At 69.7% G+C, this 15,355-nt stretch carries 13 protein-coding genes; 6 read left to right on the forward strand and 7 right to left on the reverse strand.

Translation table 11 applies throughout. The features are described 5' to 3' along the window. Positions 1–410: 410 nt before the first annotated feature. Positions 411–1,844 carry an MBOAT family protein gene (locus tag CU254_RS36015; protein ID WP_009084208.1) on the forward strand — a complete coding sequence of 478 codons (1,434 nt, stop codon included), beginning with the start codon at positions 411–413 and terminating at the stop codon, positions 1,842–1,844. A gap of 64 nt (positions 1,845–1,908) precedes the next feature. Then, on the forward strand, positions 1,909–2,274 hold the full coding sequence (locus CU254_RS36020) for a hypothetical protein (RefSeq protein ID WP_009084210.1): 366 nt from the start codon (positions 1,909–1,911) through the stop codon (positions 2,272–2,274). An 80-nt stretch (positions 2,275–2,354) separates the two neighbouring features. On the opposite strand, the gene CU254_RS36025 is transcribed toward CU254_RS36020, so the two are convergent. The 6 genes from CU254_RS36025 to CU254_RS36050 are packed head-to-tail and all read right to left on the reverse strand — an operon-like array spanning position 2,355 to position 8,372. Next, complete coding sequence (locus CU254_RS36025) at positions 2,355–3,005, reverse strand: class II aldolase/adducin family protein (RefSeq protein WP_009084212.1); 651 nt, start codon at positions 3,003–3,005, stop codon at positions 2,355–2,357. After that, positions 3,006–4,454 carry an FGGY-family carbohydrate kinase gene (locus tag CU254_RS36030; RefSeq protein WP_009084213.1) on the reverse strand — a complete coding sequence of 483 codons (1,449 nt, stop codon included), beginning with the start codon at positions 4,452–4,454 and terminating at the stop codon, positions 3,006–3,008. Further along, positions 4,451–5,491: a 2-hydroxyacid dehydrogenase gene (locus tag CU254_RS36035; protein WP_009084214.1), complete on the reverse strand. Its 1,041-nt coding sequence runs from the start codon at positions 5,489–5,491 to the stop codon at positions 4,451–4,453. The genes CU254_RS36030 and CU254_RS36035 overlap by 4 nt, the downstream gene beginning before the upstream one ends. Positions 5,492–5,544: 53 nt before the next feature. Further along, positions 5,545–6,000, reverse strand: a complete 456-nt coding sequence (locus CU254_RS36040) for a ribose-5-phosphate isomerase (RefSeq protein WP_037715926.1) — start codon at positions 5,998–6,000, stop codon at positions 5,545–5,547. After that, on the reverse strand, positions 6,000–7,685 hold the full coding sequence (locus CU254_RS36045; protein WP_009084216.1) for a dihydroxyacetone kinase family protein: 1,686 nt from the start codon (positions 7,683–7,685) through the stop codon (positions 6,000–6,002). Before CU254_RS36045 ends, CU254_RS36040 begins: the two co-directional genes overlap by 1 nt. 3 nt (positions 7,686–7,688) lie before the next feature. Next, positions 7,689–8,372 (reverse strand): HAD family phosphatase, encoded by a 684-nt coding sequence (locus tag CU254_RS36050; protein ID WP_009084217.1) that lies wholly within the window; start codon positions 8,370–8,372, stop codon positions 7,689–7,691. A gap of 101 nt (positions 8,373–8,473) precedes the next feature. On the opposite strand from CU254_RS36050, the gene CU254_RS36055 reads away from it, so the two are divergent. The 4 genes from CU254_RS36055 (at position 8,474) to CU254_RS36070 (ending at position 12,731) form a co-directional block, all read left to right on the forward strand. Continuing rightward, entirely contained in the window at positions 8,474–9,085 is a 612-nt protein-coding gene (locus tag CU254_RS36055) for a histidine phosphatase family protein (protein WP_009084218.1), read from the forward strand. A 7-nt stretch (positions 9,086–9,092) separates the two neighbouring features. Further along, the gene (locus CU254_RS36060) at positions 9,093–9,887 is read left to right on the forward strand and encodes a DeoR/GlpR family DNA-binding transcription regulator (protein ID WP_009084219.1); all 795 of its coding nucleotides are present in this window, start codon (positions 9,093–9,095) and stop codon (positions 9,885–9,887) included. Positions 9,888–9,963: 76 nt separating this feature from the next. Continuing rightward, positions 9,964–11,295, forward strand: a complete 1,332-nt coding sequence (locus tag CU254_RS36065; RefSeq protein ID WP_050788355.1) for an MFS transporter — start codon at positions 9,964–9,966, stop codon at positions 11,293–11,295. Then, positions 11,292–12,731: an FGGY-family carbohydrate kinase gene (locus CU254_RS36070; protein WP_009084221.1), complete on the forward strand. Its 1,440-nt coding sequence runs from the start codon at positions 11,292–11,294 to the stop codon at positions 12,729–12,731. The genes CU254_RS36065 and CU254_RS36070 overlap by 4 nt, the downstream gene beginning before the upstream one ends. Positions 12,732–13,366: 635 nt before the next feature. On the opposite strand, the gene CU254_RS36075 is transcribed toward CU254_RS36070, so the two are convergent. After that, the gene (locus tag CU254_RS36075) at positions 13,367–15,268 is read right to left on the reverse strand and encodes a hypothetical protein (protein WP_009084222.1); all 1,902 of its coding nucleotides are present in this window, start codon (positions 15,266–15,268) and stop codon (positions 13,367–13,369) included. Positions 15,269–15,355 lie beyond the last annotated feature (87 nt).

Genomic DNA, 15,355 nt, shown 5'->3' on the forward strand with positions numbered 1-15,355 from the left:
GCACCGCCCGCCGTTCCGCTCGGCCGCCCCCATCGAAGTCCCGCGGGCCGCCAAGTCCGACTCCTACAACGTTCCCGCTAGCCGCCTGAACCTCCCGCCGCCGCATCACAAGCCCACCGCCCTTCCGCTAAGCCGCGCCACCCTCTGCCCCTCGCGCCGCCACATCGCACGCCACTGCTCCCCCGCCGAGCCACCCCAACCGGCCGCTCCCTGATCGCCGCCCCCACCCGTCGGCTTCCCTCGGCTCCCGGCCGCGGCGCAGCCTCCCCGGGCCGCTTCCCGCCGCGAGGGGCGAAATCCGCCCAAATCCGTCACCCTCGGTGATTCGTGCTGTGATCCGTCGGGCATCGCCCCGCGGAGCCACCCGCTCGGGCTAAGGTCTCCTCCGGAACCGAGGGGGTCCGTCACCGATGTCGTTCGTTTCGCCGCTGTTCTTGTGGTACTTCATGCCCGCGGTGCTGATCGCGGTCCTGGCGTGCCCGCGCAGCTGGCGCAACGGCATCGTCGCGGTCGCGAGCCTGCTGTTCTACACGATCGGCGCCGGGCCGTACCTGTTCCTGCTGCTGCTCTGCATGGCGGTGAACTTCCTGGCCGGACCGGCGCTGGAGCCGAGTCCGTGGGACGTGCGCGGCACGCGCCGGAAGCGGATCCTGATCGGCGTCATCACGCTCGACGTCCTCGTGCTCGTCATCTGGAAGTACGCCGGGTTCGCGACGCAGCAGATCGCGGCCGTCGCGCATTGGTTCGGCGGGGACCTGGGCGTCGCGAACATCGTGGTGCCCATCGGCATTTCCTTCTACACCTTCCACCACATCTCGTACGTGGTGGACATCTACCGCGGCGAGCGGCACGCGCTGCGCAACCCGGTGTCGTTCGCCGCGTACATCGCGATGTTCCCGCAGCTGGTGGCGGGTCCCATCGTGCGCTACCGGGAGATCGCCGACCAGCTTCCGCAGCGGCGTTCGCACCGGCTGGACGACATCGCCGCGGGCTTCCCGAGGTTCGCGCTGGGCCTGTGCAAGAAGTCGATCATCGCCGACTCGCTTAGCCCGATGGTCGAGGCGTGCTTCTCGACCCCGGCGAACCAGATGACGTTCACGACGGCCTGGCTCGGCGCGATCGGCTACACCCTGCAGTTGTTCTTCGACTTCTCCGGCTACTCGGACATGGCGATCGGCCTCGGCCGCATGCTCGGTTTCCGGCTGCCGGAGAACTTCGCCCGCCCGTACTCGTCGGTGACGATCACGGAATTCTGGCGGCGCTGGCACATGTCGCTGTCCCGCTGGTTCCGCGACTACGTCTACATCCCGCTGGGCGGCAACCGTTCCGGCGCGGGCAAGACCTATCGGAACCTGTCGATCGTCTTCGTGCTGACGGGTTTCTGGCACGGCGCGCAATGGACGTTCCTGATCTGGGGCTGCTACCACGGCGCGCTGCTGGTCATCGAACGCCGCTTCCAGCTCGGCGACGCCCCGGCCGGCCCGGTCGCCCGCATCGCCCGCCGGTTGCTGACGCTGATCCTCGTCGTGTTCGGCTGGGTCTTCTTCCGCGCCGCCGATCTCGGCCACGCCTTGTCGATGATCGGCCACATGCTGATCCCGGACTTCGGCGGCCTCGGCGACGTCGTGGAAAGCGCGCTGACGAACCAGCGGATGGTGATCCTGCTGCTGGCGCTGATCGTGTTCATCCTCCCGGCGCACCCGGTGACCGGCCCGCTGCTGGAATCGTCGCGAAGCCGCGGAGCGACCGCACTGCGCATCGGCGTCATGACGGTGGGACTGGTGTACGCGGCGATCCTGGTGGCCACGGGGACTTTCAGCCCGTTCCTGTACTACCAGTTCTGATCAAGTTCAGCCGGAACACGCGACAGGTAAGCTTCGCCCGTTGCCGAACGGAAGGCCCGGAACGATGACCGAACCGACCGCGCCGCCACGTCTGGCTTCCACCCCGAACGTGATCCCGTACGTCGACCCGCACGACGGGCCTCGGCGGTTGCTCACGATCGACATTTCCACGCACATTTTCCACGCCGGCGCGTACATCCCGTTCGCGGGCATCGACGGTCGGCAGTACGTCGTTTCCTGGGGTGCGGTGTCGTTCGAGATTCCCGCGGACCGCAACGTCCATGTCAGCGTGCACCTGCAGAGCAACGGCGGGGCCGGGTACACGCCGTCGCCGTTCGCGTCGATCATTCTGTACCCGAACCCGCTGCCGCAACGCCTGGCGACCCAGTTCGCCCGGGCGGGCATGGGGGCGCTCGTACCGCTGCCGTAAGCCGCACCCCAAGCTGAGGAACAGTTGCCCCACCTCGGTACCGCCACAGCCTCGGTATCCGCCAAGCCCGTCTTAATCAGTCAGCGCTGGCCGTATCCCTTCAGCTTCTCCACCACGTGCTCGATTTCCTCGGGCGCCAGCAGAGCCGGAGTACCGGCGGACCGAGCCGCCAGCCACACCTGGCAGACCCACTCCAACTGCTGCGCCCGGCTATACGCGCTCGACAACGAGTCGCCATAGGTGATCGTGCCGTGGTTGGCCAGGAGGCAGCCTCGGCGGGCTTCCAGGGCTTTCAGCATCGCGTCGGCAAGCTCGGTCGTGCCGTAGGTCGCGTACGGCGCTACCCGAGCCGTCGGACCGATCGCCGCGAGCATGTAGTGGATCGGCGGGACTTCCGTGACCAAAGTGGACACTGCGGTGGCGTGCACCGAATGCGTGTGCACCACCGCGTTCACCGGCGCGGACTCCGGATCGGTCGCCCGGGTGTACACGGCCAGGTGCATCGGGAGTTCGCTCGTCGGTTTCAAAGCACCGTCCGCGAGCTTGCCTTCGAGGTCCACCACGGGGATGTCGGCGGGCGTGAGGGCGGCGTAGTCGACCCCGGTGGGCGTTACGGCGACCAGGTCACCGGACCGCGCGGACACGTTGCCGGACGTGCCGACGACCAAGCCGTCCGCGGTCAGGCGGCGGGCGTACTCGCACACTGCGGCACGCTCGTTTTCCAGGATCATTCACAGCCTCCACAGTCCGCGCGCGGCAGACAGGGAAGCCTGGTAGTCGGCGTAACCGCGCTCGTAGCCAGCGACATTCTCGGGCCGGGCCTCGACCGTTCGCGAGTTCGCGGCCCAGCGGTCCCGATCGTACGGTGTGCCCAGTGCGTCCGCGGCGGTCAGCACGGCACCGCGGGCGCCGACGCCGGGATCGCTCGGGATCACGACCGGACGGCCGAGCACATCGGCGAAAATCTGCAGCCATTCGGGCGAGCGGACTCCGCCGCCGCAGGCGTAGAGCTGGCCCGACAGACCGGCTGCTTCGAAGCAATGCCGTGCGGCGTAAGCGATCGACTCGCACAGCGCCCGGACCAGGTCGGCCCTTCCGGTTTCCAAGCTCAGCCCAGAAAACTGTGCGCGTGCTCCGGCGTCGACGAAGGGCGCGCGTTCGCCCGACACCGACAGGAAGGGCAACGCGCGTACCCCGCGAGCGCCGGGTTTGCTGCTCGCCAGCAGCGGGTCGATTTGCTCCACGCTGATGCCCAGCAGTTCGCAGACCCAGTCGATCCCGGCGGTGCCGACCATCGCGGGCATCGCGTGCAGGTACTCGTTCTCGTCGGGCGTGCACAGGAACATGCCCGCCGGTTCCGCTTCGGGATCGAACGTCGGGTCGGAGGTGAGCACCTGACAGGCGAGCGTGGTCCCAGCGGTGAGGATGCCGTCGCCGGGTTTCCGTACCCCAGCGCCGATCGCGCTGGCCGGCAGGTCGAAAGGTCCTGCGGTGACTGGCAATCCGACCGGCAAGCCGAGCAATTCGGCCCCGCGCCGGTCGAGCCGGAACACCGACTTCGCCGGAGCTGGTTTCGCGAAGAGCGACCGGCGATGGCCCAGTCCGCAGGCCTCGATCGCGCCGTCGTCGTAGCTGCGGGTGGCCGGGTTCAGGAACGGCAGCGACGCGTCCGAAACGTCGACCGTGATCTCGCCGGTGAGCCGCTGCAGCACCGCGTCCACGCAGTATCCGGCGACCGCGGCGCGGTCCAGCACCTCGGGCTCCTGGGTGTCCAAATAGGACATGATGGCCGCGGTGCAGCCGGGGAACATGCCGGAACCGGTGCGGCGGAACACTTCCGCGGTCACGCCGTCGGCCTGCCATTTCGCGAGCACCGTGTTCGCCCGGCCGTCGAGCCAGGAAATGGCCGGGTGCACCGCATTGCCTGCCTCGTCGCGGAGCCAGAGCCCGTCGCCCTGTCCGGTCAACGCCAACGCGGACACCGGCTCGGGCAGCGCGGCCGCGACCTCGCGCACGACCGTCGCGACCGTGCCGACGACCTGGTCGAGATCCTGCTCGACCCGGCCGCCCGGAAGGTGGTGCACCTCGGACGGCGTGCACGCGCTCGCGATGGAGCTGCCGTCCTCGTCGAACACCACGGCCTTGGTGAGCGACGTCCCGATGTCGACCCCGACAATCACGGCCGTCGCTCCAGCACCTCGGGATTCGCGAGGTTGGCCAGCTGCTCGCCGCGCGCGTACCGGCCGACTTCCGCGGCGACGATCGTGGCCGCCCGCTCGGCCGTCTGCTTGCTCGCGCCGGCGAGATGCGGAGTCGCGATCACGTTGGGCGCGTCGCGCAGCGCCCAGTCCGCCGGCGGCGGCTCGACGTCGTAGACATCGAGGGCGAGCGCGCCGAGCCGACCGGAACGCAGGGCTTCGGGCAGCGGCGCGTAGTCGAGCAACCCGCCGCGAGCGGTGTTCACGAGGACCGCGCCCTCCGGCAGCAGGGCGAGTTTGCCCGCGTCGATGAGGTGCCGCGTTTCTTCGGTGAGCCGCGCGTGCAGGCTCACGACGCGGCTCTGCCGGAGCAGCTCGTCCAACTCGACGAGCTGCGCGCCATCGGCTTCTACCGCGGCACGGTCGGCGTACGGGTCGGCTACCAGGACGTTCGCCCCGAACGCGACGAGCACCTTGGTGACCCGGGACCCGATCGCGCCGTACCCGACGAGCCCGACCGTGGTACCGCCCAGCTCCAGCCCGGCCTGGTCGTAGGCGTAGTAGTCGCCGCGCCAGGTGCCGGCGAGCAGTTCGGCCGAGGAAGTCGAGATCCGCCGCATCGCGGCGAGGATCATGCCGACCGCGAACTCGGCCGCCGCGCCCGCGTTGCGTCCCGGCGCGTACGTGACGGCGACTCCGGCCTCGGTGGCGGCGGCGAGGTCGACGTTCACCGGCCCGCCGCGGCACACCGACACGAGCTTGAGCTGCGGCGCGGCGGCGAAGACCTTCTTGGTGAACGGAGCCATCTGCGTGACGACGGCCTCGGCACCGGCGAGTGCCTCGATCACCTGGTCCTCGGTGCCGCTGGCCTCCAGCACGTTGCCGACCGGCCCGAACGGCTCGACCGGCCACGGCAGCGTCAGCTCGGCGACCTCGTGGTCGCCGCCGAGTTCCGCGCGGACGGCTCCGGCCAGCAGGCCGGGGCTGACGAAGTGGTCTCCCGCAGCGAGAATGTGCAACTCTGCTCCCTCACTCGCTCTGTGCCGATTGTGCGCCCCGACGGACGCCTTGGTCAGTGGGCGTTCTCGTATTCGGTGATGTGCGCGACCTTGGTCGCGCTGGCCGACGCCGGGTCGAAGCGGTAGCCGACCCATTCGGCGACGATCTTCTTCGCCACCTCGGGACCGATCGCACGCGCTCCGAAGGTGATCACCTGGCAGTCGTTCGATTTGATCGACCGCTCGGCGGAGTACGAATCGTGCGCGACCGTCGCCCGCACGCCGGGCACCTTGTTCGCCGAGATCGCCATGCCGATGCCGGTGCCGCAGACCAGGACGCCCCGGTCCGCCTCGCCGCGCGCGATCGCTTCCGCCGCGGCCAGCCCCAGCAACGGGTACGCCCGGTCGTCCGCCGCGTCGGGCACGCCGAGATCGGTCACCTCGGTGACTCGTTCGTCGGCCCGCAGCAGGTCGCGCAGCTGATTCTTCAGTTCGACCCCGGCGTTGTCCGCCGCCACCACGATGCGCATCAGTCCGCGCTCCTTTCCAGCTCCTCGCCGACAGCCGTGACCAGCAGCGAGAACGACACCGCACCCGGGTCTGGATGACCCTCGCTCCGTTGCGCGAGCCGCGCCGCGCGCCCCTTCGCCGGACGCAACCGCGCGGTCTCCTGCGCGGCCACGACTGCGGCTCCAGCGGCTTTCCGCCATGCCTGCACTACTTCCGAGCCCGCCTGCTCCCGCAGCGTGGCCCGGAACGGCTCGATCGCGTCGAGCATCGTCTTGTCGCCCAGTTCGGCCTTGCCCAGCTCGCAGAACGCGCGAACCGCACCGTCGACCGCGTCGGCAAGCATCGCCGTGGTGATGTCCTCGGCCGCCACCCCGCTCAGCCCGGCACCGGTTTCCGCCAGCAGCACGCCGTACAGCGCGCCCGAGGCACCGCCAGCCGCATCCGCGAACGCGGTACCGGCAGCCAGCAGCGCACCGGAAACCGTGTCCGGCTCTCGCCGCGCGGCGGCGACGGCGGCGCGCATCCCGCGGGTCATGCCGAGCCCGTGGTCGCCGTCCGCGGCCACCGCGTCGAGCCTGCCCAGCTCGGCTTCGTTTTCCTCGATGCTGCGCAACGCCGCGGTGAGCACCCGGTCGACCACGCTGGTCCCCGGAGCCTCCTCGGTCAGCAATTCGTCCACTGTGGACTCAAGCGCGACGGTAGCCAGCTCGGCGCCCTTGGTGCGATAGCCCGGGGTGTCGCACGGCGCGGCGTACAACTCGGCCAATTCGTCGTCCAACACCAGGATCGACAGCGAGACCCCGGCCATGTCGAGGGAGGTGACGAACTCCCCGACCTCGGAATGCACCGGACTGAGCCCGGCCTGGGCCAGCCGTTCGTGCACGCGGGGGTAGGTGACGAACATTTCCTCGTATTTGGTGCGGCCGAGCCCGTTCACCAGCACGACCACGCGGCCGTCCCCCTCCGGCAGCTCCGGCAGGAGACCGTCGACCAGTTCGTCGGCCAGCTCCGCCGCGGACAGCCGGCCCACCGTGCGCACGCCCGGTTCGCCGTGGATTCCGAGGCCCAGCTCCATTTCCTGGTCCGCGACCGTGAACAGCGGAGAGTCCGCCCCGGGCAGCGTGCAGCCGCCGAAGGCGACGCCGAACGTCCGCGTGCGAGCGTTCGCTTTCGCCGCGACCTCGTGCACCGCGTCGAGACTGTAGCCGCGCTCCGCCGCCGCACCGGCGATCTTGAAGACCAGGAAGTCGCCCGCCACGCCGCGGCGGCGCTCCGGTTCGGTCGCCGGGCCGCTCGCGATGTCGTCGGTGACCAGGATGGTGCGGCTTGGAATGCCCTCCGCCGCCAGCCTGCGGGCGGCGAGTCCGAAGTGGAGCACGTCGCCCTGGTAGTTGCCGAACCCGAAGAGCACGCCGGCTCCGTGGTCCGCCGCCCGCGCCGTGCGGTAGACCTGCTCGGCGCTCGGGCTCGTGAACACGTCGCCGACCACCGCGCCGTCCGCAAGACCAGGGCCGACGAGACCCGCGAACGCCGGATAGTGCCCGCATCCGCCGCCGATCACGACCGCGACCTTCGGGCTCGCCGGAGCCTCGCGGCGGACGACGCCATAGGCGTCCGGCACCTTCTGGACGGTGCGGCCGTACGCGGTGACGAACCCGTCCAGCCACTGCCGCTTGAACGTGTCCGGGGAACCCAAGGTGGTCATGGTTCAGTCCTTCGCAGCCACCGGCTCGCCGGCCAGGTAGGCCAGGAGCTTCAGTCGGACGTCGTCGTTGCTCTCGGCCACCGCGCTGGCCAGCTCCAGCGCGTCCGGCTTCGGCGGGTACGTCGGGTTGGGCAGCGCGATCACGGTGAGCCCGGCCGCGGCCGCCGCCCGGATGCCGTTGCTGGAGTCCTCGACCCCGAGGCATTCGCTGCCCGATTTGCCGAGCCGGGCCGCCGCCTCCAGGTACACGTCCGGGTTCGGTTTGCCCCGCGCGACCTCGGCGCTGGACACCGTCGCGGTGAACTCGCCGGTGAGCTGGTGCTTTTCGAGCACCGCGTCGATCACCCGGCGGGCCGCCGACGACGCGAGCGCGACCGGGACCCGCTCGCTGACCTCGCGCACCATCTCGCCCGCGCCGGGAAGCAAGGGCGCTTCGCCCGCGTCGATCGAGGCGATCATGCCGTCGACCACCGCGCGTTCCACCTCGGCCGCCTGGTCCGGCACCCCGCAGCGGCGGGCGAGATAGCCCGCCCATTCGGGCGCGCTCATGCCTTGCACCGAGGCCGTGTCCTCCGCCGTCCACTCGACCTGGTGGCGAGCGGCGAAAGCGACCCAGTTCTCCTCCCAGAGGTGTTCACTTTCCACCAGGACACCGTCGAGGTCGAACACCACCGCGTCGAGCGTCATCCACCAGATCCCTTCAGAGACGAGCCCGTTTCACACGAGCAATGTTAAGTTAACAGCGACGATGAGAAGTTCGCAAGGGTGTTCACACAAGGAGGGCACGAGTGGGCGCACGGCTGCTGCTGGCCAGGCACGGGCAGACCGAATGGCACGCGGAGAACCGCTACGCGGGCACCAGCGAGGTAGCGCTGACCGAGGAGGGGGTCCGCCAGGCGGAGGCGCTGGCCGCGTACGCCCGCCGGGTGAAACCGGACGCGCTGTTCTGTTCGCCGCAACGACGCGCCCGGCGCACGATCGAACCGACGGCACAGGCAGTTGGACTGGTCCCGGAAATCGTCACCGACCTGCGGGAAACCTACTTCGGGATCGCCGAGGGTCGCACCCGCGACGAGGTCCGGCAGACCGATCCCGAGGCGGTCGAACGCTTCCTCGCCGATCCGATCGCCGGGGCGTTTCCCGGAGCTGACGACCCGGCCGAGGCGGCCGAGCGCGGGGCTCGCGCGATCCGGTCGATTGCCGCCGCGACCAGCGGAACCGCGCTGGTCGTCGCGCACAACACGCTGCTGCGGCTCACGCTCTGCCAGCTGCTCGGCATCCCGCTCTCCCGCTACCGCACCGTGTTTCCGCGGCTGGACAACGCGGCCGTCACCGAACTGGAGGTGAGCGGTGACCGAACGGCCCTGGTGCGCTTCAACCTCCCAGTGGAACCGCGATAATCACGGCATGTCGACCGAAAAGCCTGCCGCCCACCCCCGCGAGAACCGTCAGCAGAAGCTGACCGAGCACGTGTTCCGGCAGGGTTCGGCGACCATCGGCGAACTGGTCGACCTGCTCGGCGTCAGCATGATGACGGTGCACCGGGACATCGACGAACTGTCCCGGCGCGGCCTGGTCCGGAAGTACCGCGGCGGCGTCTCGGCGATGCCGTCGACCGTGTTCGAGAGCAACGCCGAGTACCGGATGAACGCGCACGTGGACGCCAAACGGGTGATCGCGATGCACGCGGTCGAGCAGGTCGAACCGGGCATGTCGGTGCTGCTCGACGACTCGACGAGCGCTCTCGCGCTGGCCCGGCTCCTGGTCGACGTGACGCCGCTGACCGTGGCCACGAACTACCTCGCCGCGATCGACGTGCTCAAGAACGTGCACGAACTGCGCCTGATCTGCATCGGCGGCGACTACTCGCCCACCCACGATTCGTTCCTCGGCATGCAGAGCATCGAGTCGATCGAACGGCTCTCAGTGGACATCGCGTTCGTGTCCACCTCGGCGATGAGCACGTCGATGAGCTTCCACCAGGAACCCGAGATCGTGATGATCAAACGGGCCATGCTGGCCGCCGCGCGGCACAAGGTGCTGCTGATGGACCACAGCAAGATGAAGCGAACGGCACTGCACCGGCTCGCGCCGCTGGACGACTACGACCTGCTGATCGTGGACGAGGGCGCAGATCCGCACTACGTCGACGAGATGCGCAGCCGGGTCGAAGTCCAGGTCGCCGAAGATCCCGACAACTGATCGACTTAATAACACTCTTGCGTGCGAAGTTCACACGAGCCATGATACGTTCGATCTCGACGTCATGGAGGCGTGTATGAACGAGTCGGCAACAGCGGAGTTGCCCAAGACGGGCTTCGGGCGCTTGCTCACGAAATGGGGGCTGCCCGCACCCCTGTTCCTCGGGTATGTCGGACTGCTCCTGTTCATGATCGGCGACGGAGTGGAGTCCGGTTTCATCGCGCCGTACATGGCGGACAACGGCGCGGGCACGGAAATCAAGGCGTCGTACGTGATCACCGTGTACGGCGTCGCGGTGATGCTGGCGTCCTGGCTGTCGGGCGCGCTTTCCGAACTGTGGGGGCCGCGCCGGGTGATGATGATCGGCCTGGTCATCTGGCTGGTGTTCGACGCGCTGTTCCTGACGCTCGGCCTCGCCGGCGGGAACTACCCGGCGATGCTGATCTGCTACGGCATCCGCGGATTCGGCTATCCGATGTTCGCGTTCGGATTCCTGGTGTGGATCACCGCGGTGGCCCCGGTCGCCCGGCTCGGCGCGGCGGTCGGCTGGTTCTACTTCGCTTTCACCGGCGGCCTGCCCACGCTCGGCGCGCTCGTCGCGAGCTTCACCAACCCGCTGTTCGGCCACTACGGCACGCTGTGGGTGGCGGTCGTGCTGCTCGGCGTCGGCGGTCTCGTGGCGGTGCTCGGCGTCCGGCAGCGCACGGGATACCGCAGGCTCGCGCCGCCGGACGTGAAACCGGTGCAGAGCCTGGTTTCCAGCGTGTCGATCGCGTGGAAGAAGCCGCGGGTCGGCGTCGGCATGATCGTGCGGATCATCAACACCGCGCCCGAATTCGGCATGCTCGTGTTCTTCCCGACGATCTTCATCTCCCAGATCGGGTTCGGGGAGAGCCGCTGGCTGCTGCTCGTGTCGGTGATCTACGGGACGAACATCTTCTTCAACCTGATCTTCGGCGTGCTGAGCGACCGGATCGGCTGGCGCACCACGATTTTCTGGTTCGGCGCGATCGGCTGCGCGATCTCGATCCTGCTGCTGTACTTCGTGCCGGTCGCGATGGGCTCGCAGTATTACTGGCTCGCGCTGATCGTCGGCGCGCTCTACGGCGCGACGCTGGCCGGATTCGTGCCGATCTCCGCGCTGCTGCCGTCGCTGGCCCCGGAGCACAAGGGCGGCGCGATGGCTTTGCTGAACCTGGGCGCGGGAGCGGCAGCCTTTGTCGGACCGGCGATCGTGTCGCTGTTCCTCGGGCCGGCCGGTGCCGCCGGGGTGGTCATCATCTTCGCCGCGCTGTACCTGGTGGCCGCGGTGCTGGTGCGGTTCCTGAAGCTGCCTGAGGAAACCGAGAAAGCACTGGCGAGCGACGGCAGTTTGCAGGATGTCGAAGAGAGGGTCAGCACGGCGTGAACGAGCAGGTCTCGGTCGGCATCGACGTCGCCACCGCGGGGGTTCGCGCCTTCGCGGTGCGCGGCGGCTCGGTCCTCGCCACCGCATCGGCGTCGCTGCCGGCGCCGGTGCGCGCGGACGGCGGCCGCAGCGAACAGGATCCGTCGGCGTGGTGGCCCGCGGTCGGTTCGGTGCTGAACGAGGTCACTGCCGCGTTGCCCGGGCGCGGCGCGGAAGTCTCGGCGGTGGCGATCGCGGCGACGTCCGGAACGATCGTCGGCGTCGATGCCGCGGGCGAACCGGTGACGCCCGCGTTGATGTACGACGACCGGCGCGGCGCGGACTACAACGCGAAAGCCGCGGAACTCGGTGCCGCACGGTGGCAGAAGCTGGGTTCAGGCGTCTCGCCGACCGCGGCGCTCGGCCGGATCGCCTGGCTGGCCGAGCACACCGAGGCGGTCGCCGTCCGGCACACGCCGGAGATGATCGCGGCGAAACTCACCGGACATCCGGTCGCGGCGGATTGGTCGCACGCCCTCAAAAGCGGTTACGACCCGCTGGCTGAGGAATGGCCGTCCGAGGTGTTCGCCGGATTGGGGGTGCCGGAGGGAATGCTGCCGCAGGTGGTCGCGCCGACGAGCGTGCTCGGCGAGATCTCCGTGCCGACCGCCGGATTGCCTGCCGGATGCCTTGTGGTGGCAGGCATGACCGACGGGTGCGCCGGACAACTGGCCGCGGGTGCCGTGGAACCGGGGCGGTTCGTCGGGATTCTCGGGACCACGTATGTCCTGAAGGGCGTCACCGAATCGCTGGTGCCGGATCCCACCGGGGTCATGTACAGCCACCGGCATCCAGACGGATGGTGGTTGCCCGGCGGCGCTTCGAATACCGGCGGGGAGTCCGTTTCGGACAGTCCACGGCTGGCCGAGCTGGATGCCGCCGCCGGTGCCCGTGGCCCGGCCGCAGTGGTGGCTTTCCCCTTGCGCCGCAAGGGAGAACGCTTCCCGTTCGCCCACGGCGATGCGGAAGGTTTCGTCCTCGGCACCCCCTCCGACGAGGTCGAGCTGCACCGGGCCCGGCTGGAGGGAGTCGCCTTCCTGGAGCGACTCGCCTTAGACCACCTGCGACGGCTGGGCATTTCGGTCCACGAGCCGCTCCTCGCGGCGGGCGGCGGCAGCAAGAGTCCTTTGTGGACCCGGATCCGGGCGACCGTGACCGGGCTGGGGCTCCAGGTGGCCCCGCAAGCGGAAACGGGATACGGCGCGGCCCTGCTCGCGGCAGCGGGATGCACGCCGGGCGGCCTGAGCGCGGTGTGCCAGGAGATGCCGGTGGGGTCGCTCGTCGAGCCGGAACCCCGCGAGGAGGCGGCGATGCTGGCTTCGTACCAACGGTTCTGCCGCGAATTGCGGGATCGCGGCTGGATTGACGACGAACTGTTCACCGTGGCGGCGGGGTGATGCGACTGGCAACCTTGACTGTTACGCGCGAACCGCACGCTGTGAGCCACGGACGCCGGGATAGCGCTGCGGGCTCCGAACTCCGCTGACAGGAACCCTCGCAGGTCGCTGACGCCTCAGCTACGCCATCGCCGAGCCAGAATTCTTGCGGGCCGACGGTGAGTGCCGCCAGGGCGGTCGCGACCCGGTGGGACCCGAGGCTGAGGAGTCCGGTGCCCCGGCTGCGGCAAGTCCACGTCCGGCGGGCCGTTGATGCGCCTGCTTGACCCGGCGTCGGGCAGGATCCGGCTGGGGTGTTGATGCCCTGAGTTCGTTCCGCGCCTGGACAGGAGGCGTGGACTTGGCCTGCGGGTGCAGCAGCACCGGACCGCGACCGGGCAAAGGCGCAGACCCCACCCGCGGATGCACCAGCACTAGACAGTCCGCGCCCGGCAAGAGGCGCGCCCTCCCATGGGTGTAGCAGCATCAGCCGGTGGTCCTGACCGGCTAAGACGAACCAGGCGGGAGCGGTCGGAGGTGCAGCAGCCCCAGGCGGTCCGCGCCGCGCAAGACGCGCAGACCCCGCCCGCGGGTGCAGCATCAACCGGTCGCCCTGACTGGTTCAGGCGAGCCGGGAGCCGTCGGAGGTGTGGCGGTTAGGAGCGACCTGCGCGGGGGCGGCGGCCGTTGCCGTTGCTGCCGTGCGGAGGCTTCGCGGTTTGCTTGGGGTCGGCGGATGATTGCGAGTCCGAAGTGGACGCGGCCGGGCGCGGGGTCGGCTGAGGCAAGGCAGGTGCGGATGAGCCCGTTGCCAAATCGGCGTTGGTCGGTGACGGAAACGAAGGCTGCGAAGCGGTGCCGGTCGGCGAGGGAGAAGAAGCCTTCGAAGCAGTGTCAGTCGGCGAGGGAGTTGACGGCCGCGAAGGTGCGTCAGCCGGAGAAGTAGTAGCTCCGGAAGGCCCGCCATCCGAAGCGGAAGCTTGCGCAGATGCAGCGACGGCTTCCTCTTCCTGCGAACCGAGGAAGCGCAATGCCTCCTGGACGGCCTCGTTGGTCGCGGCGATCCGGTCGGCGACCTTGGTGCGCAGGTCCAGGGCCAGGGTGCGCGATTCGGTGGCTTCGGATTGCTTCTGGAGGGCGTCGGCGAGGGCGGTTTCCGCTTGTGCCTTCTTGATGGCGATCTCTTCCGACGCTCGACGGTCGGCTTCGGCGCGGACCTCGGCGGCGGCTGCTTCCGCGGCGGCGTCGGTTTCGGCTCGGAGTCGGGCGGATTCCTCGTCGGCGGCTCGGCGGGCGGCTTCGGCTGCGGCGTCTGCCTCCGCGCGGGCTCGGGCGGCGGCTTCGTCGGCTTCGGTGCGGACGCGGAGGGCTTCGGCGTCCTTCTCGTCGCGGATGCGGCGGGCTTCGGCGTCGGCGGCTAGGCGGGCGTGCTGGGACTCCGCGTCTGCCTTGGCTCGGGCCTCGGCGGCGGCTTCGTCGGCCTGGGTGCGGGCGGTCAGGGCGGCCTGATCGGCCTCGGCGCGGGCCGCTGCGGCAGCCTGGTCCGCCTCGGCTCGGGCGCGGTCGGCGGCTTCGGTGCGGGCGGCGATCTCGGCATCGGCTGCCGCAGTGCGGGTGGTGATGTCTTCGTTAGCCGCCGCAGTGCGAGTGGCGATGTCCTCGTCGGCGGCAGCCGTGCGCGTGGCGATGTCCTCGTCGGCGGCAGCCGTGCGCGTGGCGATGTCCTCTTCGGCCGCGGCCAGGCGAGTGGCGATCTCCGCATCCGCCGCAGCCGTCCGGGTGGCGATGTCTTCGTTAGCCGCCGCAGTGCGAGTGGCGATGTCCTCGTTAGCCGCCGCAGTGCGCGTCGCGATGTCCTCGTTGGCCGCAGCCGTCCGGGTCGCGATGTCTGCGTCGGCGGCAGCCGTGCGCGCGGCGATGTCTTCGTTGCCTGCCTTGATCCGCGCTTCGAGGTCCGCTAGGCGGGTCGCGATCTCCTCGTCCGCGGCGGCGGTACGGGTAGCGATGTCCGCTTCTGCAGCAGCGATCCGGGACTCCAGGTCCGCCTGTCGCGCGGCCAAATCCTGCTCCGCCGCCGCGACGCGGGCGTCCAGGGCTTCCGAGCGCGCGGCCAAATCGGCGTGGGTCTCCGCGAGCAGGCGCTGACGTTCCGCTTCTGCTTCTTTGGCCGCTTTGTCCGCTGCCCGTTGGGTTTCGTGGGCGTAGCGGTCCGCTTCGGCGCGGGTCGAAGACGCGTCTGCTTCCGCGGAGCGGCGGAGGTCGGCGATCTCCTCCTCGGCCAGCTGCACCATCATCCGCACGCGTTCGGAGATCGCACCGGCACCCGCCGGGCTCGAAGTGACCCGGACCAGCGCGGCCTTCGCTTCAGACAGTTCCGCCTGGGCGGTCGTCAGGGCCTTCGTGAGTTCGCCCGCGGTGGCCACCGCCTCGTCGCGGCCGTGGGAGGTCGTCTTGAGTTCGCTGGTCAGCTGGGCGATGCGGGCGTCGACCTGATGCGGGTCGTATCCCTTCCGGGTAACAGCAAAGGCGGGGTGCTGCGGCTTCTCGGGCGCGACCATCGGGCCACCTTAGTGAGCGGGGCACCTCCGGCACGTACCGCCAAACGGCTGTATTACGAAGCGCGAAACCCGACGTCACGCATGGCA

Origin of the sequence: Amycolatopsis sp. AA4, from assembly GCF_002796545.1 — a bacterium.
Lineage (GTDB): Bacteria > Actinomycetota > Actinomycetes > Mycobacteriales > Pseudonocardiaceae > Amycolatopsis.